This window comes from Nitrosomonas sp. Nm132, from assembly GCF_900100485.1.
Taxonomy (GTDB): domain Bacteria; phylum Pseudomonadota; class Gammaproteobacteria; order Burkholderiales; family Nitrosomonadaceae; genus Nitrosomonas.
The window spans coordinates 66,813-91,747 of record NZ_FNDH01000002.1 but is presented as its reverse complement, the minus strand read 5'-3'; the positions used below and the strand labels follow the sequence as shown (position 1 = coordinate 91,747).

Below are 24,935 nucleotides of genomic sequence, written 5' to 3'. Positions count from 1 at the left end.
TACATTCCAGGAAGTTGTGACGTCGCGAGGTGCGCAGAAAATCATGCGATCCATTTCGTAGCGGGCTTACCCATTGGATGAGTCTGTTATTTAAGAGTATTTCTATTGTAAACATGCGCTTAGAGATATTGTGAGGCAGTCAACCATGGTTTCTAGGTTTAATGCGCCAGAAGCTGTTGCCGGAAGACAGTTTTCAGCAAAATTTTTCTAACAGGCGCTGGGATGGCTAATTGCAATGCATCATCAATGGTTATCCATATTTCATGATCCGTTTTCCTGAGAGGCCGATTGATGATTTGCAGTAATTGCGTATAGATTCGCAGTTTAAAGTGGGTAAAGGTGTGATCAAGGGGAGGTAACTCAGCGAAGAGTGCTGCATCCATCCCAAGAAATTGCATGCAGTAAATCTGGCTGCTGTTATCCATCTGCCTTTCTGGCAGACACCATAGTCCGCCCCAGATGCCTGGGCTTGGCCGTTTTTCAAGCAAAATCTTGTCTTGATCGATCAGTATCAAAAAAGTAGTTTCCTTACTGGGTAATGGCTTTCTGGGTTTGGGGGTGGGTAGGCTAGCTACGCGATGTTCTCTGAAAGCAACGCAATCCGGCTGCAATGGACAACGCGAACATCTGGGCTGATGACGCGTACACACGGTTGCACCCAGATCCATCAGCGCTTGGGTATAAGTAGCCATATGTTGTGCAGCATTTTCTTCTGGAAGGAGCGCTTCCGCTTTCTGCCACAAGAGTGCTTCAGTTTTTTTCTCTCCTGGATAGCCGATGATGCCAAAGTAGCGAGTCAACACGCGCTTGACGTTCCCATCCAGTATCGCGCAACGTTCGCCATACGCGAAAGCAGCGATGGCGGCAGCCGTAGAGCGGCCTATGCCTGGGAGCCGCTGAATTTCCGCTGCATGCTGTGGAAACCTGCCCTGATGATACTCCGCCATCTGGCAGGCTGCTTTATGTAGATTGCGGCCACGCGAGTAATAGCCAAGGCCGCTCCATAAAGCGAGTACCGCGTCAATAGAAGCTTTAGCGAGGCATTCGATATCCGGAAAAGCTTCCAGGAAACGCTGGTAATAGGGAATTACCGTCATCACCTGTGTTTGTTGCAGCATGATTTCCGCGATCCAGATGGCGTAAGGATCGCACGTTCCCTGCCAGGGCAGCCCATGCCGGCCATGCTGAGTTTGCCAAAGAATCAGGGTATTAGCGAAGGTTGACATTGTTTTAATGGATAGGGGAGTGCGGTGATCTGTTTCTTGGCTGGGTATGCTGAGGAGGTAGATGTTGCTGGAATATGTTACTGGATGGAAAACACCACATGACTGTTAGGTTGCTGGCCAGCGCTTGCTGATTCTACTTTTGTCCCCAGCACGAATATGCGCTCGCTGGAAATGCTACCTTGCTCAATTAACCAATGGAGAACGGTGCTTGCTCTGTGCTGGGCGAGCTCATGCAGTTCCTCATCGCTGATCGTGGTGTGAGCGAGTATAAGTTGTTCCATTTCGTCTATGGGTAGGCTTTTAGTCAATCCGATGATATTTTTGGGTTTTTCAAAATTGGCTTCCTTATAGACACGCGTGAGATAGTGGGCATATTCTTTTTCATCCAGCTCGATTTCCTCTAGTGAACCAATGGCTTGTCCTTTTTTCACGCTTTCGGAAAGTTTCTGAGCTTTTATTCTGCGATCGAGTAATGCTCGTTTGAGTTCTTCATGATCGTTGACTGGATCCGCGAAACCCGTAATTTCGAGTTTGAGCGCAGGGCGTTCCATCAGGGCTGATGAGAGCGCTTGAAGGCGTTTCTCCATTTCAGGTTCAAGCGTAGCATGGCCTGATGGAAAGCTGATCTCCGACAATTCTTCTCCATCTCCGAGCAGCGAGCCCAGCAGGGAAAACGGTGCCGTGATGGCTTTGGTAAGCAAATTAACGAATGCTTTCCAGATAATTCCGCTTAAACTGAACTCTGGGTCGTTGATCGATCCGCTAACGGGCAGATGAATATCAATTTCACCATGCCGATTCTTAAGCAGGGATATTGCAAGATCCAGGGGTAATGACGCGGCCTCGGGACTGTCTGTTTTATCTCCCAGAACGAATTGGTCAAGAAAGATGTTGTTTTTGGCTTTCAGCTCACCCTGTTCAATATGATAGTGAACGTCGACCGAGAGTTTCCCTTTTTCAATGACATAGCCAATATATTTGCCTGCATAGGGACTGAAAGTCGGCATGTCAATCCCTTTGACAACTGACACAATATCCAGAAAGAGTTGCCCGCTGAATGGGTCGATCGTTCCAGAGATTTGCAACGGAGCAGATTTATCGACTGAGCCACGGATATCTATTTTTCCAGATTTGCCCGGATGAAGCGGTCCGATTTGTCCTTTGAGCCCAGTCAAATTAGCCCGATAGTTCGGCTTGATGAATTGATCTGCAAAATTGACATGACCATTTCGTAAGATAATTTTATCGATACGAACGGGCAAAGGCGCATTTGCGGTGGCGTCAACAGGTGCAGCCTTGTTAACAGATTCGGTCGATGCAGAGACCGGTGCTGGTGCTGGTGCAGGTGCCTGGGCAGTTTCTTCCTGACGCACAAGGTTGCGAAGGTTGAGTTCTTTGCTCGGTAATAAAATTACATGAGCATAAAAATCAGAGAGTTCAATGGAGGTAATATCCACTCGCAGTGGTTCGTTGATAAACTGAATGCCAGTGAAATCAATGTTTTTCCAGCGAAGCAGCTCGGAGGCCTTGATCTTGTCCAGTACATTGAATTTGGTAAGCTGCCCTTTTCCATTTAGGGCTATCTTGAGCGGATTTCCATCGGCCTTGAGATGACCCTGGAAAGAGATGTCACCTTGTGTGAGTAGGGCATTTAATCGATCGCCCGCCCAGCCCTGTAATGGCACAAGATCGACATGCTGGAGATCGATCGCGAGATTAGTTGCTAAAGGTGCCCATGCGAGAGAGCCTTTGGCTTCGATACTGCCACGCTGATTAACTTTTGCCTGAAGTATCAGATCCAGTGGTTTGATACCACTTAAATCAATATTGTCGATCACTAAATCCAATGAATCAATGTTCATCGGGACGATCTTTGTTAACGTGTGATCTTCAAAGTGCAAGGCTGCACCGGTCAGTTTCACTTGATCGATTTGTGTTGTCCAGGCTTCGTCAGTTTCTGCAGCGGCAAGCGATGGAGTGGATTCTTCCGCTATTTTGCCCTGTTCAGCGGAAGGGGGGGCGGTATGAGCAGGTTTACGATCTGGGATCAGCACAACGGCTTGCTTCGAGAGCGATGCAATTTGCCTGGGCTTATTGGAAGAATGGGCTGTATCGGCAGGTTTTTTACCAGGAGTAACGAGTCCAGGAGATACGGATGCTTGTGTTGATATGGGTAGCGATGATGATCCCGCTTCAGGCATACTATCTTCTGGTAGCGAAACGGGCGCGAATAGACGAGTTAAATCAAGCTGTCCATCAGTTTGCCGGCGTATCGAGGCGCTTGCGCCATCCAGTATCACCGGGCTAAGCTCAATATTTCGTTGAATCCGATCGACCTTGATCGTGTCGATACTCAGTTTGGGCAAATGAATGACAGGCTTGGTTTCACCGAGACGTGTCAGCGCGGTATCTGCCAAGATTATCGCGGCTTGTGACGGTTTGGGGCCGGTTAAATTAGCTTCGTTTAGCGTTACATCAATTCGTTTCAGTTCCACCTTGTGCGGCGTTTCAACCGCCCTGTTTTCAATGACCAGTTGCTTGAGTGTTGCATGCCCGGATAAACCAATGCCGGGCGCTTCGTCCGTTATTTGCGTAAAAGTCAATGATAAATCACTGTCCAGGCTCCCGGAAAGCAGGTGGATACCGATCGGAATGGGTGAATACTCGTCGATCTCGGTGAGATCAATATCATTAAATTTGAGTGAGAGCGTGGCTTCTCGCTTATCAGAGAACGGATGCAGCTTACCATCGAGTGCGAAAGGGGCATCATTGATTTTGGCACTGAGATAAGGTTCAACCCAATTGACGTCTGCGCTTTCAAGATTGGCAATAAATGGAATTCTCAGCTCGATTTCAGCAATTCTCTGATGGCTTTTTTTGACTTGATCCTCAAATTCAAAGGAACCCCCCTCAATACTAATGTTGCTGACTGAAAATAGCATCTTGCTTTGCTTATCATTAGCCTGATCCTCAGGTTGTTTAAATTTTTCAATCAGATCGGAAATATTGAAACGATTCTTATCTTCACGTACTAGGTGCAGCCTGGGTGCCGCTAAGGTGACCGCGCTTACAATGGGCGCGAGGCGGGTAATCGATTCGATGCTTAGATCGACATACAATCGATCGAAAGCAAATAGAGCGCTGTCTGGATTGACCGCCGCTTTTTCTCCTACGCGAAAGCCTTGTACCGTGATTTCCAGCGTGTAAGGTTGAATATCGATGGATTGAACAGTGACCGGCCGATTCAGCTTCTCGGATAGAATTGTCTCGAGCTTGGCTTTTGCATAGCCGGGCAACCAGTAATAGCCCAGCAATCCAAACAATGCCACCACCGAAATGACGGCACCGAAGCCAATAGCCAGGCGCTTGCCCGTTGAGAAACGATGTGCAGCTTTTAAAGGAGTTGAATCGGTTTCCATACAATCGTCTTCAAAAGTAGCTTGCAGGAGGTGGTAACGCGAAGTAAGCAGCGTCCATTCAGTAGGCTGATACCTGCGTTACCCGCTTGAATCTGTTGCTATTGCAAGCCGATCAGTTCAACATCAAAAACCAATGCCGCATTAGGTGGAATCACATTGCCAGCACCGTGTGCGCCATAAGCCATATTGGGGGGAATAATCAACGTGCGCTGCCCACCAATTTTCATACCCAGTACCCCTTGGTCCCAGCCTTTGATGACACGTCCCGAGCCAAGCAGGAAGGAAAAGGGTTCCTTTCGATCATGTGAGCTATCGAACTTTGTTCCTTTTTTATCAGGGGCTGCCGCATCATAAAGCCAGCCAGTGTAATGTACCTTAACTGTTTTACCCACCACGGCTTCTTCACCAGTGCCGACCTTGGCGTCGATTTTTTGCAGCTCACTCACTTCGGATGTTGCAGCGTGTGGCTGCGTAGCATGTTCTTTGTAGGCAAAAGCACTCAGCGGTAACAATGTTAAGCTCAATAGAAAAAAGCCAAAACCCAATGAATTTTTTGTTTTAGACATGATGACCTCAAAAGAAAAATCAAAAAAATATATTACCCTTCAATAAATACCTCCGGCTATTATACTCACTACGCTTGATTCGTCATTGCGATCCATGTGGTTTCATAGATTAATTCTATCTATTCATGTGAGTGTACAATAACTTGATTCATTGCATGGTGTGCATTGATTAACCCGAATTTATGAAATATTCGGGTTAAGAGCATTTTATTTTTTGAGATTTTAGTAATTTAATTTTTTGCCGATGCAATTAAATGAACAAACGAATCAGGGCGAGGAGGGTGTGCACATCTTGCGCCTGCATGATTCACTTTTTATGCGCTGGCTTTATTTAGGGGCCGGCATCACGGCATTGCTGATGGGAATATTGGGTATTTTCTTGCCTATCCTACCCACTACACCGTTTATCTTGCTGGCGGCAGCATGTTTTGCACGTAGCTCGGAGCGTTTTCACGATTTTTTGTTAAGTAACCGTGTTACAGGTCCCATCATTTACGAGTGGTGTGTGCATCGCAGCATACCCCGTCGGGTCAAGCGCTGGGTGTATCTGGTGATGGCCTTGTCATTTGGCAGTTCCATTCTGCTCGTGTCATCATCTTATCTTAAACTCATGCTAGCCTTATTGGCTATCGTGCTGACGGTATTTATCTGGCGCGTGCCAGTCAGGGATATCGACATCCTTCCCAAAACAAATTGAAGCCAGGGAGATGTGCTAAACCTAAAATGAATGAAGTGATTTCCTGCGCTTCATTACACAAAAAGAAAGTAGTTATTTCATGAATTTGCTGTTCATTGTTCTAATGCCATTCATTGGCGCTCCTTTTGCTGCAGCCATTTCCAGGTTTGGGCGGTTGCATGCTGCCTGGATGGCAGGCGCTGTTGCGCTGTTTGCCATCATTTTGCTAATCCCTGGCTTAATCGATGTCTTTGCAGGACAAGTGCTCATTCAGCGTTTGAGCTGGATTCCCACGGCAGGTCTTGATCTGGCTTTTCGGCTGGATGGTCTGGGTCTTTTGTTTGCCTTACTGATATTGGGAATTGGCTTACTCATCATTCTGTACGCGCGCTACTATCTGTCTGCACAGGATGATATGGGGCGCTTTTATGCTTATTTGCTGCTGTTCATGGGCGCCATGTTGGGGATCGTGCTCTCCGAGAATATCATTCAGCTGCTGATTTTTTGGGAATTGACCAGTCTTTCTTCCTTTTTGCTGATCAGTTACTGGCAGCATCGCCACGAATCACGCAGCGGCGCGCGCCTGGCGTTGACGATCACAGGTGCGGGAGGGCTGGCATTGCTTGGCGGATGTTTATTACTCGGTGAAATAACTGGCAGTTATGAGTTGTCCGTGATTCTGGAATCGGGTGACATCATTCGTGCCCACCCGTTTTATCAGCCGATGCTGATATTGATTCTGCTGGGTGCTTTTACCAAATCCGCACAATTCCCTTTTCATTTCTGGTTGCCCAATGCCATGGCTGCCCCTACACCGGTATCGGCTTATTTACATTCTGCAACCATGGTCAAGGCGGGGGTATTTTTACTGGCGCGGTTATTCCCGGCGCTGTCTGGTACGGTGGAATGGTTTTGGTTAGTCAGTGTAACAGGGCTCATTACGTTGCTTGTCGGCGCTTACATTGCGCTGTGGAAGCACGATCTCAAAGGGTTGCTGGCCTACTCCACGATCAGTCATCTGGGACTGATTACCTTGCTGTTTGGTATCGGCACGCCGATGGCTGCGGTAGCTGCTGTTTTTCATATCATTAATCATGCTATTTTCAAGGCATCCTTGTTTATGGCGACTGGCATCATCGATCACGAAACGGGCACCCGGGATATGCGAAGGCTCAGAGGACTGTGGAGATTCATGCCACATACCGCATTACTGACTATCGTTGCTGCCGCGGCCATGGCGGGCGTGCCCCTGTTGAATGGTTTTTTATCCAAGGAGATGTTTTTTGCGGAAACCTTGCATGCCATTGATCAGTCGTGGGGATGGCTGATGCCGGCTGGTGCAACCTTGGCGGGTATCTTCGCCGTGGCTTATTCGTTGCGTTTCATTCATAACGTCTTTTTTGATGGTCCGCCGGTCGATCTGCCAAAAAAACCGCATGAACCACCTCGTTGGATGAAAATTCCGGTGGAGATCCTGGTGGTCTTGTGTTTAGTGGTGGGTATGCTTCCTGCTCTGACCGTCGAGCCGATTCTGACTATTGCAGCCGCTAGTGTATTGCATGAACCAGTGCCTGAGCATGATCTGGCGATTTGGCATGGATTTAGCCCTGCATTCTGGATGAGCGTTATCGCCATGCTGGGTGGCGTTCTGGTTTATTTTGGATTTAGCACTTTTTTGTCTCTGCGTACTCATGCGGGAGACTGGCCTGAAATGAGAGCTGTTTATCATCGCTTGCTGGAAGGATTGTTTCTTGTCTGCCAGTTTTTTACCCGCTTGCTTCATATTGATTCTTTACAAAGAATGGTGTTCGTCTTTATCTTGTTTGCTGTGTTACTCGGTGCAGCGAATTTCCTGACGGGGGAGGCAGCCGTGCTGACGGGTGATCGGGAGCTGCTGACTATCGATGGCGTGAGCCTCATCATAGCACTGATCATGATGGCTGCAGCGATGAGTACTGTCCTGCTTCATCAGCAACGCTTCGTTTCCTTGATTATGATCGGGACTGTTGGACTGGGTGTGGCCTTGATATTTGCTAAATTTTCAGCCCCTGACCTGGCGCTGACACAACTTTCGGTGGAGGTTGTTACTATTATGCTGATGTTGTTGGCGCTGTATTTCTTACCGCAATATACGCCAGTCGAATCAAAACCATTTCGGCGGAGTCGTGATTTGCTGTTGGCAGTGCTGGCTGGCGGTGGAGTCGCATCGTTGGTCTGGGCGGTATTGACTCGCCCTTATGAGACGATTGCAGATTATTTCATAACGCATAGCGTGCCGGAGGGTGGGGGGCGCAATGTGGTCAATGTAATCTTGGTGGATTTTCGCGGATACGATACGCTGGGTGAAATTACTGTTATGGCCTTGGCTGGATTAGGTATTTATGCCATGCTTGAGCATCTTCAGCTGAAAGGCCCGAGCCATGATAGTTTAAAGCGTCCGTGGGATGAAGATAAACATCCCCTGATCATGGCGTCACTGACCCGCGTGCTGTTGCCGCTGGCGCTGTTGGTTGCTGTTTTCATTCTGCTACGTGGACATAACCTACCGGGTGGCGGGTTTATCGCGGGACTCATTACGGCGGTCGCACTTATCACTCAGTATCTGGCTAATGGTATTGGCTGGACGCAAACGCGCCTTCCGATCAATATGCATATTGTTATTGCTATAGGCTTGCTGCTTGCGGCGATGACAGGCGTAGCGAGCTGGCTGTTTGGCTATCCGTTTTTAACTTCTGCGTTTGGCCATCTGGATTGGCCGCTGGTGGGTGAATTTGAACTGGCCTCTGCGATGGCATTTGATCTGGGAGTTTATTTGGTGGTTGTAGGGGTGACCTTGCTTATCATGGTTAACCTGGGAATGGTGCACAGTGAAAGCCATTTTGTAAAAAGTGACCATAAAATACGTTAATGGAAGCACTGATTTCTCTGATTATCGGCGTACTCACTGCTTGCGGTGTTTATCTTTCGCTACGCGGCCGTACTTTTCCCGTGGTGTTGGGACTGACATTTTTATCTTATGCGGCTAACCTGTTTCTACTCGCAATGGGTAGGCTGGTCATCGGCGCGCCACCCATCATGGCCGACGGAATGACCGGCTATACCGATCCACTGCCTCAGGCGCTGGTGCTGACTGCCATCGTGATTAGCTTTGCCATGACTGCATTTGTGGTCGTGCTTGCGCTCAAGACATACAAGGAGCTGGGTAACGATCATGTAGATGGAATACACAAACCATGATGGCGCACCTTGTCATCGTGCCTGTGCTGTTGCCCCTCTTGGCAGGCATTTTACTATTACTGCTAAATCAACGAAGTACTGTACTCGAACGTGGTTTGAGTATTTTTTCAATCATCGCTCAAATTTTTCTGGCTTTCAAGCTGTTATCTATTGTCAGCAGTGGCGACATTCTGGTCTATGCACTGGGTAACTGGCCGGCTCCTTTTGGCATCGTTCTGGTGGCAGATCGTCTGGCTGTCTGGATGCTGGTTATTACAGCGCTACTTTCCCTGTTTGTGTTACTTTATGCCATCCCTGTTACTGAGCGAGCGGGCAGACATTTTCATGTGCTTTTTCAGCTGCAGTTGTTTGGCTTGAATGGTGCATTTTTGACGGGCGATTTGTTTAATCTGTTTGTGTTTTTTGAGATCCTGCTGATTGCTTCCTACAGCTTACTTCTGCATGGCGGCGGACGCTTGCGCACCAAAGCGGGTTTGCATTTTGTTGTGATTAATCTGGTTGGTTCCACGCTGTTTTTATTTGCGGTAGGAGTCCTTTATGGCACACTGGGTACGCTCAATATGGCCGATTTGGCTGTCAAGCTGGCCTTGCTGCCTCTTGGCGATAGCGCCTTGGTGCGGGCAGCCGGCTTGTTGTTATTTGGTGTGTTCGCGCTCAAAGCAGCGCTGGTGCCATTGCATTTATGGCTGCCTTCAGCTTATGCCCAGACCTCTGCGCCTATTGCAGCACTGTTCGCCATCATGACCAAAGTCGGCGCTTACAGCATTTTGCGTGTCTACACCCTTATTTTTGGTACTGAAGCGGGGCTGGGTGCCAATCTGATCGAAGGGTGGCTACTACCGCTTGCACTGATCACCCTGGTGGTTGGAATGACGGGTGTGGTCGCCAGTACGCATTTGCGACAGCAAGTGGCTTATTTGGTGATTGTGTCTATTGGTACAGTGTTGACTGCATTTGGTTTGAATACTCATGAGGGAATTGCCGCCGGTCTTTTTTATCTGTCCCATTCTACTTTTGCAACAGCTGCATTCTTCTTGCTGGCTAATACGATTGCCATTCGTCGCGCTGAGCTGGATGATCGATTGGATCCGGGTACTATCATTCCTCATTCACGCCTGATCGGTGCGCTCTTTTTTGTAACGGCGGTATTGCTGGCAGGACTTCCGCCACTATCCGGCTTCATTGGAAAATTCTTGATTTTGCATGCCTCGCTGGCGCACGAGGCGCTCCCTTGGATTATGAGTGTCATATTGATAACCAGCTTGTTGGGTTTGATTGCACTGACCCGTAGTGGTAGTCTGCTGTTTTATCGAGCGCAGCCATCGAAAGTATTGGCCACAGGTGTGATTACCGTCCATCCTGTTTACAAAGAGCTGTTGCCGATTGTCGGCTTACTCGCTTTATGTGTGGTGTTGGTGATCGGGGGCGGACCTGTTACACAATTTCTGCACTTTACCGCTGAACAGCTACTGCAAACATCTCATTATATTCAGGCTGTGCTCATGACTGGAGAATTACCTTGATGCATCGCTTTTTTCCTCATCCAATTCTTGCATTGATATTAGCAGGGATTTGGCTGCTACTGGTTAATAGTATCCACCCGGGACAGATTGTCCTGGGATTGCTGCTTGGCTGGATGATTCCTCTGCTCACGACTCAGTTCTGGCCGGAGGCGGTGCGAATCTATAAACCATTTCATCTGCTTCACTTTGTGGGCATCATACTGATCGATATCATACAGGCCAATTTCACTGTTGCACGGCTTGTTCTGGGACGTCCGGATCGCTTGCAACCTGCTTTCATATCCATGCCGCTGATTCTCAAATCGGATCTGGCCATCAGTTTTCTGGCTAATGTGATTACCCTGACGCCTGGCACGGTATCAGCGCGCCTTTCCCATGATCGATGTCATCTGCTCGTGCATGCATTAGATGTGACCAATACCGAAGAGCTCGCCAATACCATCAAATCCCGTTATGAGAAGCCGTTGAAGGAGATTTTCGAGAAATGTTGAGCGCTGCCGTATTTATAGCCTTGATGCTGGTTACGGCAGCAGTTGCATTGAGTTTTTGGCGATTGTTGTGTGGCCCAAGTATGCCTGATCGGATTCTTGCACTCGATACCTTGTATATCAACACGATTGCCTTGTTAGTATTGCTTGGAATCCATCTTTCCAGTGGATTGTATTTTGAGGTGGCCTTGATTATTGCGGTTATGGGGTTCGTAGGTACTGTGGCTGCATGCAAATATTTGTTGCGTGGCGATATCATTGAGTGAGTGATGCTGGAAGTTTTTATTTCTTTATTGATTCTGACAGGTGCAATCTTTACGTTTATTGGGTCGTTAGGACTCGTTCGACTTAAGGATTTTTATACCCGGATTCATGGCCCAACCAAGGCAACTACTTTGGGGGTAGGTAGCTTGCTGATCGCTTCAGCATTATATTTTAGTTATCTTGAAAGAAGTATCAGCTTGCATGAGGTGCTCGTGACGTTGTTTCTTTTTATCACGGCTCCGGTAAGCGCGCATATGCTTACCAAAGCAGCGCTTCATCTTGGGTTACAGTCGCTTGCAAGATTACCGGAGCAGCAAGTTAACCGTCAACATAATGAGCAGGAAGCTAAACATGATCAGGGTGATTGATGCGCTATTTGGTGTCCAAGCCATTTCCGAGGTTTAGATAGTTTATTGTTTAAACAAGAGAAATTGAATTGCAGGGGGGCAGGCGATTTTGGGTGCTCAATATGATAGACTATAGATTAGAGTATCTAATTATTTAAGAAGAAGTTAACAGGAGAGAAGAATGAAGAAAAAATTACCTTTGTTGTTATTAGGCTGTGCGCTGATCGTATTGAGTGGTTGCTCACGGGATAAATATATGCCTGTGGCCGGTGCAACACCTGAAACTATTTTCCAGGAAGCTTGTGCAAAATGCCATTCTCCTGTAAATGGTAAAGTCATGGCGCTAAGTCCTGAAACGGCAAACGTGGCTGCTATTATTGATAGAGTGAGAAATGGAAAAGGTTTTGCTATGCCAGCTTTCCCTAATCTCATGGGGGATTCAGTGGAAGATCTGGCAAAGTATGTATTAGAAAATAGCGCAACTAAATAAATTACTGCCGGCTGTCATTTTTTTCTGTGACAAAGATTCCAGCTGGCCGTTATGAGTGGTTCCCCATGCCGCATAAGAATTTCTGAATGATTTGCTTATGCGGCTTTTTTGATTGAAGCAGTCATTTGAGGTTGACTCAATTCGCATTTAACCAGGAATTTGCTTTGTCTAATAACGCAATAAACGCAATAGCCAGAGGTTACGTTGTATCGAGAGCTGAATCAAAATGTGCAACGTGCAGTTTGCGAGAGTTGTGTTTGCCAGTGGGTCTTGATGAGCGAGAGACTGAGATCCTGGGCGACTTAATTAATCATAAATTCAGAATTCGCCGTGGAGAACATTTGCTTCATGCCGGATTAGATTTTAGTTCACTTTATGCTGTCCGGAATGGATTTTTTAAATCTTATGTGCTTGATTCGGATGGTCGCCAGCAGGTTACTGGTTTCTATATGACAGGGGAGTTATTGGGGTTGGATGCGATCAGCTCAGAGAAACATACCTGTAATACTGTTGCTTTAGAAGATAGCGAGGTTTGTGAGGTTCCTTTTGGGAAGCTTGAAGAGATTAGCCGAAGTATTCCTTTGCTTATGCACCATTTTCATAAAATGATGAGTCGTGAGATCGTGCAAGATCATAACATCATGATGCTATTGGGTAGTCGGAAAGCCGAAGAGCGATTGGCTGCTTTTTTGCTTAATCTGTCGGGACGCCTTGCCAAGCGAGGGTACTCATCAACAAATTTTATTCTTAGAATGACGCGAGAAGAAATCGGCAGTTATCTGGGACTTAAACTTGAAACGGTTAGCCGTTCATTATCCAGGTTGCAAGAAGAAGGAATTATTACGATTAATAACAAGCACGTCAGACTAAATGACATTCATCGATTGAGTCAAAAAATCTGCGGCTCCTCAGATTGATAGTAGCTCTGTGATTCATGATTGATTGCTGCATAAGCAATGTCTTTGGGTTGCAAAGGCTTTTCTTGAGAGTAGGCTGGAGCGTGTTATAATCGCCAGCGCAATTAGATCTCAAATTAGGTTGTAATTCAATATAGTTAATATTAATAAATACACACACTCGTCATTGTAGGGTGCTTAGTAAGCAGGAATAGCTGGAGACGAGTGGCGGTTTAACCCTAAAGGAAAATTTATGTCAGTAAATATGCGTCAAATGTTAGAGGCGGGTGTGCATTTTGGGCATCAGACCCGTTTCTGGAATCCCAAAATGGCTCCGTACATTTTTGGGCAGCGAAACAAGATTCACATTATCAATCTTGAGAAAACATTGATAATGTTCGAGGATGCGATGAAGTATTTGAGCAGACTTTCTGCAAATGGGGGCACAATCTTGTTTGTAGGGACAAAACGCCAAGCACGCGACATCGTACGTGAAGAGTCAACTCGCTGCGGTTCCCCTTATGTAAATCAGCGATGGTTAGGGGGGATGTTGACCAATTTCAAAACAATCAAACAATCGATCAAACGTCTCCAAGAGATGGAGGCAATGGTGCAGGATGGTTTGCTTGCTAAGCTAGTCAAAAAAGAGGCGCTCGATTTTCAACGTGAGCTCGATAAGCTCAATAACAGTCTAGGGGGTATCAAGGAAATGAAAGGGCTTCCTGATGCCATGTTTGTTATTGATGTGGGATATCAGAAAGGCACAATCACTGAGGCAAACAAACTGGGTATTCCGGTTGTGGGCATCGTCGATACTAATCATAGTCCTGCTGGCGTGGAATATGTTATTCCGGGTAATGATGATTCAGGCCAAGCGATCCGCCTTTATGCGCGTGCAGCCGCTGATGCCGTTTTGGAAGGCCGCAATCAATCTATCCAGGAAATCATCGAAATGAGTAACTCTGGCGCTGAGAGTTAATTGGATATCGCTGGAAATACCGAAAGCAGGTAGTTTAGGCATGAAAGGCAAGATTTGAAATGTGAAAGGAGTTCAATTTCGAGTTTTGTGATAAAAAGAGAAATGTAAAGTAATAGAAAGCATTATTTAACTTTCTCATTGTATTTTTAATTAATCAATAATTGTAGTTTTTAGTACGTGGAGCAAATATGGCGGAAATTACCGCAAGTATGGTAAAGGAATTACGTGAGCTAACGGGCTTGGGTATGATGGAGTGTAAAAAAGCCTTGGTAGAAACGAGCGGTGATATGAAAGCGGCGGAAGATCTTTTGCGAATTAGGAGTGGTGCTAAAGCGAGCAAGGCTGCTGGGCGTATCGCAGCGGAAGGTGTTATTGGGGCTTTTATTTCGGCAGACAAAAAGAGCGGCGCATTGGTGGAAATCAACTGCGAGACTGATTTTGTGGCTAAGAATGACGATTTTGTCAATTTCGCAAAAAGTTTAGCCCAGTTGATTGCAACAAAAAAGGTTACTGATACGGATGCGCTGGCAACCATGGTGCTACCTAATGGAGAAGCTGTTGAGGCATCCCGTCAGGCTTTGGTGATGAAACTGGGTGAAAATATCAGTATAAGACGAAGCGTTTGTTACGCTGCAAAAGGTTATCTTGCGATGTACCTGCACGGATCAAAAATCGGTGTGATGATCGATTACGCGGGCGGAGATGAAGTGCTCGGTAAAGATTTGGCCATGCATATTGCAGCAAGTAAGCCGCTGTGTGTTTCTAGCGATCAAATATCGTCGGACTTGTTGGAGCATGAACGTCATATTTTTACTGCGCAAGCTGCTGAAAGTGGAAAGCCAGCCAATATTATTGAAAAAATGGTAGAAGGCCGAATAACCAAATACCTGGCTGAGGTGACGTTATTAGGTCAACCTTTTGTCAAGGATCCAGAGCAGACTGTTGAAAAATTGCTTGCTGCTAAATCTGCTGTGGTTAATGGTTTCACGCTTTTCGTGGTTGGTGAAGGAATAGAGAAAAGATCTGACGATTTTGCGGCCGAAGTAATGGCCCAGGTAAGTCAAGTAAAAGAGAATAAAGCATAGTAGTAGATTAGTTCTTCTTGTTTATGCCATCTATTTATAAACGTATCCTGCTGAAACTTTCCGGTGAAGCCCTTATGGGCGATGATAAGTATGGGATTAATCGCGATGTGGTGGAGCATATCGTGGTTGAGATAACAAAGGTATCCCAGCTTGGTGTTGAGGTTGCAATTGTTGTAGGAGGTGGAAATATTTTTCGTGGCATGAAATCTGCCGGTGACGGAATGGATCGAGTGACTGCAGATTATATGGGCATGCTAGCTACAATAATGAATGCTCTAGCCTTACAGGACGCGATGCGGCGAAAAGGTTTAATATCACGAGTGCAATCTGCATTGCGAATTGATCAGGTTGTGGAATCCTATATACGCAATAAGGCAATACGGTATCTTGGAGAAGGGAAAGTAGTGATATTCGCTGCGGGCACAGGTAATCCTTTTTTTACTACCGATACGGCTGCTGCTTTGCGTGGAATGGAGGTGAATGCAGATATTGTACTCAAAGCAACTAAGGTGGATGGTATTTATTCCAGTGATCCTAAAATAAATTCCAATGCGACGCGCTATCAACGCTTATCCTTTGATGAAGCGATTGCTAAAAATCTGCAAGTCATGGATGCTACAGCCCTGACACTCTGTCGCGACCAGAAATTGCCAATCAATGTTTTTAGTATCTTTAAATCAGGTGCGCTTATGAGGATACTCATGGGGGAAGACGAAGGAACTCTGGTGAGTATTTGATGATTCAGATAGGATGATTAATTATGATCGCTGGCGTTAAAAAATCTGCTGAGCAGAAAATGCAGAAGAGTCTGGAAGCACTTAAAACTGATTTTAGCAAGGTGCGAAGTGGGCGTCCTCATACAGGTCTATTGGACCATATCATGGTTGATTACTATGGAACTCCGACACCTATTAATCAAGTTGCTAACATTAGTTTGCCCGATGCGCGCACCATTGGTGTGGTGCCTTGGGATAAGAAAATGTCCAATGCTATTGAAAAGGCCATTCGTGATTCTGATTTAGGATTAAATCCGATGACGGTCGGTGAGATGGTTCGTGTGCCTATGCCGTCGCTGACTGAAGAGAGACGGCGTGAACTGGCCAAGATTGTAAAGAACGAAGCAGAAACTGCTCGCGTGGCCATACGTAATGTTCGTAGAGATGCAAATGCTCAAATGAAAGAATTGCTCAAAGACAAACAGATCTCTGAAGATGATGATCGACGAGGTCAGGAAGAGATTCAGAAGCTTACTGACCGGTACATTGCTGAAGTTGATAAATTATTGCAAGCCAAAGAAGCCGAATTGATGGCTGTGTAGGTATATGCCACAAAGTCCGAGCTCAACTCGCGAAATTCCAGAAAAAGGTAAAATTCCCAGGCATATCGCCATCATAATGGATGGTAATGGGCGTTGGGCAAAAAAACGCTTTTTGCCAAGAATAGCTGGGCACAGGCAAGGTGTAGAGGCTGTCAGGGGTGCCATTAAAGCCTGTATTGAACAGGGGGTGGAATATCTCACGCTGTTTGCTTTTAGTAGCGAAAACTGGCGCAGGCCGGAGGAAGAAGTCACGTTCCTGATGCAGCTTTTTGTGAGCACGCTTGAGCATGAGGTTATCAAGTTAAATGAAAATGGGATTCGCTTCAAGGTTATAGGTGATCTGTCCAAATTTGATTCTAAAACTGCAGAGTTTATTCGTCAGGGCGAAGAACTGACCGCTAATAATACTCGATTGATATTTACAGTTGCAGCAAATTATGGTGGGCGTTGGGATATCATGCAGGCTGTCCGGAAAATGATGATTCATTCACCAAATTTGCTGGAAAATTTCAATGAAGCGGATCTTTCCAAGCATTTTGCGATGAGTTATGCACCTGATCCAGATTTATTTATTCGGACTGGTGGGGAATGCCGCGTCAGTAATTTTCTGCTATGGCAATTAGCATACTCGGAATTATATTTTACTGATACGCTTTGGCCAGATTTTGATGCGAATGCACTTGATTTAGCGATAAAATCTTTTCAGCAACGAGAACGCCGGTTCGGTCGAATCAGTGAGCAACTTCAAAATATGCCTGTTGAAAAAGGAATGACCACAATTGCTGCCAAGAAAAAATTCTAGTTTCTATATTTCTCAATTCAGCGGGATGTGACCCGCTCATGCTTAAAACCCGGATTCTTACTGCTATTATTCTGATAGCTTTTTTTATATCAGCTTTATTTTATTTGCCAGCGATATTTTGGGGAGCATTGCTTTTAGGGCTGACTATTGTTGCGTCCCGCGAGTGGTGCAGGCTTGCAAGATTTACAGTCAATCAAACTATACTCTATTTAATTTTAACGACATTGCTTGGGGGAGAACTGCTACTAATGCTGAGTGAGGCAGTCGCTAGCAATCCAAACAGTACAAGCATGATATGGATCTATGTGATGTCCTGTTTATTCTGGGGAATAGTTGCGCCGATTTTATTAAAGATATCGTATCCGGTTAAAAACATAAGCTTGCTAATGCTGATGGGCTGGTTAGTACTCTTGCCAACCTGCTTGGCCTTATATCAATTACGAGCTATTGATCCTTTGTTGCTACTTGGATTTATGGGCGTGATCTGGGTATCAGACAGTGCGGCCTATTTTGTCGGGCGCTCGTTTGGTAAGCATAAACTTGCTCCTGAAATCAGTCCAGGTAAAACGTGGGAGGGTGTGGCTGGGGCTTTAGTAGCTGTTTTTTGCTATGCGCTTATATGGGGACAAGTGATAGAGAGTGGCATGGTAGTAATCGGGCTTGTTGTATTGTCGCTTGTACTGGTCGGATTGGGAATTATGGGTGATTTATTTGAGTCGCTGATGAAGCGACAGGCTGGTGTAAAAGACAGTGGCCATATCTTGCCTGGCCATGGTGGTATACTCGATCGAATAGATGCGCTTACTTCAACATTGCCAATTGCAGTATTGGTATTTCTCATTTTTTATTCATTAGAACTATGACAGTAACTCGTCACCTGACCATACTTGGATCTACGGGAAGTATTGGTGAAAATACCTTGGATGTAGTAGCGCGTCATTCCGACCGATTCCGCGTTGTTGCGCTTACTGCTAATCAGAATGTAGATAAAATTTTTGCTCAATGTCAACGTTTCCGCCCCTCCTATGCAGTGATGCTGGATGCGATCAGTGCTGAGCGTTTGGATAAAAGAATAAGAGCGGCTGGAATGGATACGCAGGTATCAGCGGGAGTTGAATCATTGGAAAGGGTGGCTTCTTTACCTGAAGTAGATACTATCATGGCGGCAATTGTGGGTGCTGCTGGGATCCGCCCGACGATTGCTGCAGCGCGCTCTGGCAAGAATGTTTTATTGGCAAATAAAGAAACGCTGGTGATGGCCGGTCGTATCTTCATGGATATAGTGAAACAGTGCCATGCTATCCTGTTGCCAATCGATAGCGAGCATAACGCTATCTACCAATCGTTGCCTAAGCATTTTAATGGAGACTTCACTTCCGCGGGTGTTCGCCGTATCCTGCTAACGGCATCAGGAGGTCCTTTCCGACGCCTGGCATTATCCGATTTAGAGCATGTAACACCGGAGCAGGCCTGCGCACATCCTAACTGGGTCATGGGAAGAAAGATTTCAGTAGACTCCGCAACCATGATGAATAAAGGCTTGGAAGTTATTGAAGCACATTGGCTATTTGATGCTGCACCAGACAAAATTCAGGTTGTGATTCATCCACAAAGCGTCATTCACTCCATGGTTGAATATATTGACGGCTCGGTTCTCGCGCAGTTGGGTAATCCAGATATGCGCACTCCAATTGCGCATGCACTGAGTTATCCTGACAGAATGGAAAGTGGTGTGAGATCGTTGGATATATTTGAAATTGCACAATTGAATTTTGAAGCGCCAGATTTTGCACGTTTTCCTTGCCTGAGACTTGCCTATGAGGCATTGTCTGCGGGAGGTAATATGCCAGCAGTGCTTAATGCTGCCAATGAAGTGGCTGTTGAATCATTTCTCACAGGTCAAATGGCATTTACCGAAATTCCATCCATGATTGAGCAGGCTATGCAGACAATCAGCCGGGAAGAGATTGCGACATTAGAGGATGTGCTTGCAGCGGATGTGATGGCGCGAGAGGTTGCACGAGAATGGTTGATGTGTCAGGCTTGATGCTAGAACAATCTCTTTATCTGTTTTGATCCCATTTTAAGTGCTTCGGAATTTATTGTTACCCTCATGTTTGATTTGATATGACGCTACTTTTTACAATTCTTGCTTTTGTTGTCGCGCTAGGCGTATTAATTACCTTTCATGAGTTTGGCCACTATCTGGTTGCTCGCTGGAGTGGTGTAAAGGTTTTGCGCTTTTCAATTGGCTTTGGTCAGCCACTGTTTAAAAAGCGTCTAGGTAAAGATCAAACCGAATGGGTGATTGCAGCCCTTCCCCTCGGGGGATATGTCAAGATGCTGGATGAGCATGAGGGAGAAGTTTTGCCCCAGGATTTAGCGCGCGCATTTAACCGCCAGCCTGTCTCAAAGCGTTTCGCAATTGTTGCTGCGGGGCCGATCGCTAACTTTTTGTTGGCAATTTTGCTTTATTGGCTTCTTTTTATGTCAGGAGTTAGCGGCATAAAGCCAGTACTGGGTCCAGTAAAGCCATTGACACCCGCCGCCTTTTCAGCTTTTGAGGAAGGGGAAACTATTGTAAAGATTGAGAATGAATCTGTTGCAACATGGCAGGATGCGCGTTGGATATTATTAACCCATGCAGTCGACCGTAACCCTGAGGTAACAGTGGAAACAGTTACTGATCGCGGAGAAATTGTCTGGCGGAAATTGAATTTAAGCAGCATGGAGGCCAATGATCTGGATGGAAATTTCCTGGAAAAAGTTGGTTTGGTAAGTTATCAACCTACCATGGCACCCATTATAGGCCGGGTAATTACGGATGGAGCTGGTCATCGTGCAGGGTTACTTGCCGGGGATGAAATTCTTGCAGTAAACAATCAAGATATTTTGTCCTGGGAAGAATTCGTTAAAGAGATTCGCGCCAGTCCGGGACAATTGCTTATCCTGGAAATCTTGCGTGATGGCAAGACCATGGATATTTCTGTCACACCGGATAAGGCGATTGAAGGTAATACAGAGATCGGGAAAATTGGCGTTGCTCCCAAGATTGATCGTGCAGCGATAGATAAATTCTTGGTTAATGTGAGTTATCCTGCCGGAACAGCATTGCTGAAAGCATTCGATAAAACCTGGGAAATGACCATTTTTACTTTTCGGATGCTGGGGAAAATGGTGGTGGGCGAAGTTTCGTGGAAGAATATGAGTGGCCCCATTACGATCGCTGATTACGCTGGTCAATCAGCACAAATGGGGATAATTGCTTATCTTGGATTCCTTGCGCTGATCAGTGTGAGTCTTGCTGTGCTGAATCTATTGCCTATCCCTGTGCTGGATGGGGGGCACTTAATGTATTATGTGGTCGAAATTATCAGAGGTTCTCCATTGTCGGAAAGAGCCATGGCGATTGGCCAGCAGATTGGTATGACGATGTTGTTTACCCTCATGGTTATTGCTATATACAATGATATTTATCGGCTTATTTCTGGTTAAGCATGAAATTCAGGTGTCTTGTCATACTTTATTGTTTATTCTATTCACTCGTTGGTGAAGCAGTTGAACCATTCGTTGTAAAGGATATTCGTGTTGATGGGATACAGCGTACCGAAGCGGGAACAATCTTTAGCTATCTTCCTATAAAAGTAGGTGATGTACTAGATGAAGCTAAAGCCACTGCCGCAATCAAAACACTTTATGAAACTGGCTTCTTCCAGGATGTAAGACTAAAAGCCCAAGATGGATTACTGATTGTGGAAATACAGGAGCGTCCTGCCATTGCCCAGATTAACATCAACGGTGCCAAGGAATTTGAAAAAGATAAGTTGAAAGAAGGTCTAAAACAGGCAGGTTTAGCCGAATCGCGTATCTTTAGTCGCTCTTTATTGGAGAAAGCTGAACAAGAGCTAAAGCGACAATATATCAGTCGCGGCAAATATGCTGTTAAGATTACTACGACGACAACCCCGCTGGAACGTAATCGTGTAGGGATTAATTTCGATATTGAAGAAGGCAAAACAACCAGAATCCGACAGATCAATATTGTGGGTAATGAAGCCTTTAGTGATAGTGATTTGGTTGGCTTGTTTGTGCTGAGAACCCCAGGACTGCTGACCTGGTTCACAAAAGATGATCAATATTCGAAACAAAAATTATCTGCCGATCTAGAAACGTTGCGATCCTACTATCTTGACCGTGGATATCTGGAGTTCAATATCGATTCTACCCAGGTATCCATCACGCCTGATATGAAGGACATCTACATTACCATCAATATCACCGAAGGACCGCAATATACGGTTTCAGATATCAAGCTTGCTGGAAATTTCTTGGTGCCAGAAGAAGAATTACGCAAACTGATTAAACTCGAGCCAGGTGGTGTATTCGTTCGAGAAAGATTAACAGAATCCATTAAACTTATTACTGATCGATTAGGTGATGAGGGTTACGCATTTGCCAATGTTAACGCTTCACCTGAGCTCGATAAGGAGAGTAGGAAAACCGCTTTTACTTTTTATATCGATCCGGGTCGCCGGGTCTATGTTAGACGTATCAATATCAGTGGCAATGATCGTACCCGCGATGAAGTCATTCGCCGGGAGTTTCGCCAGATGGAAGGTGCTTGGCATTCAACCAGCCAAATTAATCGCTCCAAGCAGCGCGTTGACAGGTTAGATTTTTTCACGAGCGTCAATGTGGAAACTCCCCCAGTGGCAGATGCGCCTGATCAGGTTGATATCAATGTTAATGTGACCGAGAAGCCAACAGGTGCGATCATGTTTGGGGCAGGCTACTCAGATCTGGAAGGTATTATTTTAAATGGCTCTGTTTCCCAGAATAACATTTTTGGCACGGGTAATTTTTTGAGCGTCTCAGTCAATACTGGTAGTGTCAACAAGATATTCTCGGCATCTTTTACCAATCCCTATTATACGATTAACGGAATCAGCCTTGGGCTTGATGTTTTTAAACGGGATATTAATACTCGATCGCTACCCAGTGTTGGAATTTTTAATACAGATACAGCCGGTGCGACGTTACGTTTTGGTATCCCGATAGCGGAAAACGATATTGTTTCTCTGGGCTTGGGCGCTGAACATACGAAAATTGATCTGAGAGCCAACAGTCCTCAGCGCTTTTTTGATTTTGTAGAACAATTTGGGAGCACGACCAATAATCTTCCTATCACGCTTAGTTGGGCGCGTGACAATCGTGATAGCGCGATATGGACAACTTCTGGGACGACACATCGATTATTTGGAGAATTTAGTTTGCCTTTTGCTGAACTGGAATACTATAAGGCGAGCTATGAGCATAAATGGTTTTTTCCTATTTCGAGAATATTCACCTTGATGCTGAATGGACAAGTAGGCGTTGGGGATGGTTATTCGGGTGAATCGCTGCCTTTCTTTAAAAATTTCTTTGCGGGAGGCTTTAATTCGGTCCGTGGCTACAATATTAATTCACTGGGGCCTCGTGACCCTGTATTGGATGAGAATGGTAATCCGATACCAGGAAGACGAGGAACTATTGTAGGGGCGAGTAAGCGCGTTGTCGGCAGTGCAGAAGTATTGTTTCCAGCCCCCTTTATGAAAGATGAAAAGACCGTGCGGTTAGCAGCTTTTATTGATGGCGGGAATGTCTTCAATGATTGGTCACAACTGGATCTAAACTTCTTGCGTTTTTCTACAGGGATTGCTGTGACATGGATTTCTCCAATGGGTCCTCTGAGGTTTAGTGTTGCTCAACCATTAAATGATCAGAAAGGCGATGATATACAAAGATTCCAGTTCCAGTTGGGGCAAACATTTTAAATCCAGATCAGCTGATCAGGAGGAGCAATTGAACTGCAAGCTTTTATGGTTGCAATGGTTGATCACGCTGTTTACGCTGGTTTTCCTTATTGGCGGGTATTCCGGTGTCCTAGCAAAAGAAATCAAGATTGGAGTTGTGAATACCGAGAGAATCTTGCGGGAATCAGCCCCTGCTATCCTGGCGCAAAGAAAAATAGAGAAAGAATTTCTGGTTTATGATGAGCGTATCAAAAAAATGGCTTCTGAAATCAAAGACCTGCAGGAGCAATTAGAGAAGAATGATAAAAGCATAGCAATAGAAGAAAGGCGAACCAAGGAGCGTGAGCTTGCTAACGTTAGTCGCCAATACCAGCGTGCACAACAACAGATGCGGGAAGATTTAAGTATGCGTCAAAATGAAGAATATAGCTTGATTTTGGAACGCGTTAACAAAACTATTAAAAACATAGCAGAAAATGAGAGCTATGATTTGATCTTGCAATTACAGGATTCAGTTTATCGCAGCCAGCGTATCGATATCACGAATCAGGTTATCAGGGCACTTGCAGGACAGGAGTAGGTAACCAAAAAGTAATTCATATTTTATGTGATGCTTTCCATTAATACTAATTTTAGGCAGTGTTATTTTGGGTTATTGTGCAGATGATCAACCCACTTTCCAGGCTAAAGGGAGACAAGAATGAATGCCATGGACATTTATGAAATTTTAAAGTATCTGCCTCATCGTTATCCTTTCATTCTGGTTGATCGAGTTATTTCTTATGAACCAGGTGAACGGATCATTGCACTCAAAAATGTATCGATCAACGAACCTTATTTTGTTGGACATTTTCCACATCACCCGGTCATGCCGGGTGTCCTAATCGTCGAAGCCTTGGCGCAGGCAGCGGCATTACTTACAATCAGAACAGAGAACCCCACCAAGAATGATGCGCAAGTTTATTATTTTGTAGGGATTGATGGCGTGCGTTTTAAGAAACCCGTCACGGCAGGCGACCAACTCTTGCTGAAAGTGGAAATCACCAGACAGATCAAAGGTGTTTGGAAATATTCAGCACGTGCAGAGGTAGGTGATCAGCTTGTGACCGAGGCACAATTAATGTGCACAGTGAGAAATATATAGAAACTGCCTCATTTGTTGCTGGTAGATTTCTTTATTTTTTGTCTTTCTGCATTCATAGATAGCTGGCTGTAAGCTACATGCATGAAACTGATTGGATTGGTGGCGTGGATGAAGCTGGAAGAGGGCCCCTTGCTGGGCCAGTCTATGCGGCGTGTGTCATTTTAGGCCCGGATTGCAACATTGAAGGATTGGCTGATTCCAAAAAATTGAGTGAGAGCAAACGTACTTACCTTGCCGCTCTCATCAAGCATCATGCGAAAGCATGGGCGATTGCTTCTGCTTCTGTTGCCGAAATAGATCATTTGAATATTCTGCAAGCCAGCTTGCTCGCCATGAAGCGAGCCGTTGAAGGATTACCGCTGATTCCTTCAATTGTTTTAGTCGATGGCAATCAATCGCCACGACTGAATTGCCCTATGAAGACGATCATAAAAGGTGACAGTCTCGTTCCTGAAATTTCGGCAGCTTCGATACTGGCCAAGACAGCGCGTGATGCTGAGATGTTGCGATTGCACAAGCATTTTCCTGTTTACGGACTAAACCAGCATAAGGGTTATCCTACAAAAGCTCATTTGGCGGCATTACGGCAACATGGCATCTCTGAAATTCATCGACGCAGCTTCGCTCCTGTGAGTGCTTTGATGGGAGAGCATACCCATTCCTGATTACACTTTTCTAGATAA

General features: G+C 45.6%; 24 protein-coding genes. 21 read left to right on the top strand and 3 right to left on the bottom strand.

The genetic code is table 11. The annotated features are described in order from the left end of the window. Window positions 1–158: 158 nt before the first annotated feature. The 3 genes from mutY to BLP80_RS01310 form a co-directional block, all read right to left on the bottom strand. Entirely contained in the window at window positions 159–1,226 is a 1,068-nt protein-coding gene (gene mutY, locus BLP80_RS01320) for an A/G-specific adenine glycosylase (RefSeq protein ID WP_090539377.1), read from the bottom strand. Between the two features lie 77 nt (window positions 1,227–1,303). After that, entirely contained in the window at window positions 1,304–4,645 is a 3,342-nt protein-coding gene (locus BLP80_RS01315; protein WP_090539374.1) for a DUF748 domain-containing protein, read from the bottom strand. 98 nt (window positions 4,646–4,743) lie between these two features. Continuing rightward, window positions 4,744–5,211 carry an FKBP-type peptidyl-prolyl cis-trans isomerase gene (locus BLP80_RS01310; RefSeq protein WP_090539373.1) on the bottom strand — a complete coding sequence of 156 codons (468 nt, stop codon included), beginning with the start codon at window positions 5,209–5,211 and terminating at the stop codon, window positions 4,744–4,746. Window positions 5,212–5,455: 244 nt separating this feature from the next. Here BLP80_RS01310 and BLP80_RS01305 point away from each other — a divergent pair, with 244 nt between their 5' ends. From BLP80_RS01305 to rnhB, 21 genes are all read left to right on the top strand, one after another. Then, a complete protein-coding gene (locus BLP80_RS01305; RefSeq protein ID WP_090539371.1) occupies window positions 5,456–5,908 on the top strand; it encodes a YbaN family protein in 453 nt (150 codons plus the stop codon). Window positions 5,909–5,987: 79 nt separating this feature from the next. Then, window positions 5,988–8,795 carry a monovalent cation/H+ antiporter subunit A gene (locus BLP80_RS01300; RefSeq protein WP_090539369.1) on the top strand — a complete coding sequence of 936 codons (2,808 nt, stop codon included), beginning with the start codon at window positions 5,988–5,990 and terminating at the stop codon, window positions 8,793–8,795. After that, the gene (locus BLP80_RS01295; protein WP_090539367.1) at window positions 8,795–9,124 is read left to right on the top strand and encodes a Na+/H+ antiporter subunit C; all 330 of its coding nucleotides are present in this window, start codon (window positions 8,795–8,797) and stop codon (window positions 9,122–9,124) included. The genes BLP80_RS01300 and BLP80_RS01295 overlap by 1 nt, the downstream gene beginning before the upstream one ends. Continuing rightward, window positions 9,121–10,647, top strand: a complete 1,527-nt coding sequence (locus BLP80_RS01290) for a monovalent cation/H+ antiporter subunit D (RefSeq protein ID WP_218120338.1) — start codon at window positions 9,121–9,123, stop codon at window positions 10,645–10,647. The genes BLP80_RS01295 and BLP80_RS01290 overlap by 4 nt, the downstream gene beginning before the upstream one ends. After that, window positions 10,647–11,138, top strand: coding sequence for a Na+/H+ antiporter subunit E (locus BLP80_RS01285; protein ID WP_090539365.1), 492 nt, complete (start codon window positions 10,647–10,649; stop codon window positions 11,136–11,138). The genes BLP80_RS01290 and BLP80_RS01285 overlap by 1 nt, the downstream gene beginning before the upstream one ends. After that, the gene (locus tag BLP80_RS01280) at window positions 11,132–11,401 is read left to right on the top strand and encodes a K+/H+ antiporter subunit F (RefSeq protein ID WP_090539363.1); all 270 of its coding nucleotides are present in this window, start codon (window positions 11,132–11,134) and stop codon (window positions 11,399–11,401) included. The genes BLP80_RS01285 and BLP80_RS01280 overlap by 7 nt, the downstream gene beginning before the upstream one ends. A gap of 3 nt (window positions 11,402–11,404) precedes the next feature. Further along, window positions 11,405–11,767, top strand: a complete 363-nt coding sequence (locus BLP80_RS01275; RefSeq protein ID WP_090539361.1) for a Na+/H+ antiporter subunit G — start codon at window positions 11,405–11,407, stop codon at window positions 11,765–11,767. Between the two features lie 160 nt (window positions 11,768–11,927). Further along, the gene (locus BLP80_RS01270) at window positions 11,928–12,236 is read left to right on the top strand and encodes a c-type cytochrome (protein WP_090539359.1); all 309 of its coding nucleotides are present in this window, start codon (window positions 11,928–11,930) and stop codon (window positions 12,234–12,236) included. A gap of 179 nt (window positions 12,237–12,415) precedes the next feature. Continuing rightward, window positions 12,416–13,153: a fumarate/nitrate reduction transcriptional regulator Fnr gene (fnr, locus tag BLP80_RS01265; RefSeq protein WP_090539528.1), complete on the top strand. Its 738-nt coding sequence runs from the start codon at window positions 12,416–12,418 to the stop codon at window positions 13,151–13,153. A 232-nt stretch (window positions 13,154–13,385) separates the two neighbouring features. Beyond that, window positions 13,386–14,111, top strand: a complete 726-nt coding sequence (rpsB, locus tag BLP80_RS01260; protein WP_090539357.1) for a 30S ribosomal protein S2 — start codon at window positions 13,386–13,388, stop codon at window positions 14,109–14,111. A gap of 188 nt (window positions 14,112–14,299) precedes the next feature. After that, window positions 14,300–15,196: a translation elongation factor Ts gene (gene tsf / locus BLP80_RS01255; protein ID WP_090539355.1), complete on the top strand. Its 897-nt coding sequence runs from the start codon at window positions 14,300–14,302 to the stop codon at window positions 15,194–15,196. 23 nt (window positions 15,197–15,219) lie between these two features. Continuing rightward, window positions 15,220–15,933, top strand: coding sequence for a UMP kinase (gene pyrH, locus BLP80_RS01250; protein WP_090539354.1), 714 nt, complete (start codon window positions 15,220–15,222; stop codon window positions 15,931–15,933). 23 nt (window positions 15,934–15,956) lie between these two features. After that, window positions 15,957–16,514, top strand: coding sequence for a ribosome recycling factor (frr, locus tag BLP80_RS01245; protein ID WP_090539352.1), 558 nt, complete (start codon window positions 15,957–15,959; stop codon window positions 16,512–16,514). A 4-nt stretch (window positions 16,515–16,518) separates the two neighbouring features. Beyond that, window positions 16,519–17,316 carry an isoprenyl transferase gene (locus BLP80_RS01240; RefSeq protein ID WP_090539350.1) on the top strand — a complete coding sequence of 266 codons (798 nt, stop codon included), beginning with the start codon at window positions 16,519–16,521 and terminating at the stop codon, window positions 17,314–17,316. Between the two features lie 38 nt (window positions 17,317–17,354). Next, window positions 17,355–18,179 carry a phosphatidate cytidylyltransferase gene (locus BLP80_RS01235; RefSeq protein WP_090539347.1) on the top strand — a complete coding sequence of 275 codons (825 nt, stop codon included), beginning with the start codon at window positions 17,355–17,357 and terminating at the stop codon, window positions 18,177–18,179. Continuing rightward, complete coding sequence (gene ispC / locus BLP80_RS01230; RefSeq protein ID WP_090539345.1) at window positions 18,176–19,363, top strand: 1-deoxy-D-xylulose-5-phosphate reductoisomerase; 1,188 nt, start codon at window positions 18,176–18,178, stop codon at window positions 19,361–19,363. The genes BLP80_RS01235 and ispC overlap by 4 nt, the downstream gene beginning before the upstream one ends. Window positions 19,364–19,443: 80 nt before the next feature. Further along, the gene (gene rseP / locus BLP80_RS01225; protein WP_090539342.1) at window positions 19,444–20,811 is read left to right on the top strand and encodes an RIP metalloprotease RseP; all 1,368 of its coding nucleotides are present in this window, start codon (window positions 19,444–19,446) and stop codon (window positions 20,809–20,811) included. Window positions 20,812–20,813: 2 nt separating this feature from the next. Then, a complete protein-coding gene (bamA, locus tag BLP80_RS01220) occupies window positions 20,814–23,129 on the top strand; it encodes an outer membrane protein assembly factor BamA (RefSeq protein WP_090539340.1) in 2,316 nt (771 codons plus the stop codon). Window positions 23,130–23,178: 49 nt separating this feature from the next. Then, complete coding sequence (locus tag BLP80_RS01215) at window positions 23,179–23,688, top strand: OmpH/Skp family outer membrane protein (RefSeq protein ID WP_371128796.1); 510 nt, start codon at window positions 23,179–23,181, stop codon at window positions 23,686–23,688. A gap of 120 nt (window positions 23,689–23,808) precedes the next feature. Continuing rightward, entirely contained in the window at window positions 23,809–24,252 is a 444-nt protein-coding gene (gene fabZ / locus BLP80_RS01210; protein ID WP_090539336.1) for a 3-hydroxyacyl-ACP dehydratase FabZ, read from the top strand. 77 nt (window positions 24,253–24,329) lie between these two features. Next, complete coding sequence (gene rnhB / locus BLP80_RS01205) at window positions 24,330–24,917, top strand: ribonuclease HII (RefSeq protein WP_090539334.1); 588 nt, start codon at window positions 24,330–24,332, stop codon at window positions 24,915–24,917. The last annotated feature ends 18 nt before the right edge of the window (window positions 24,918–24,935 follow it).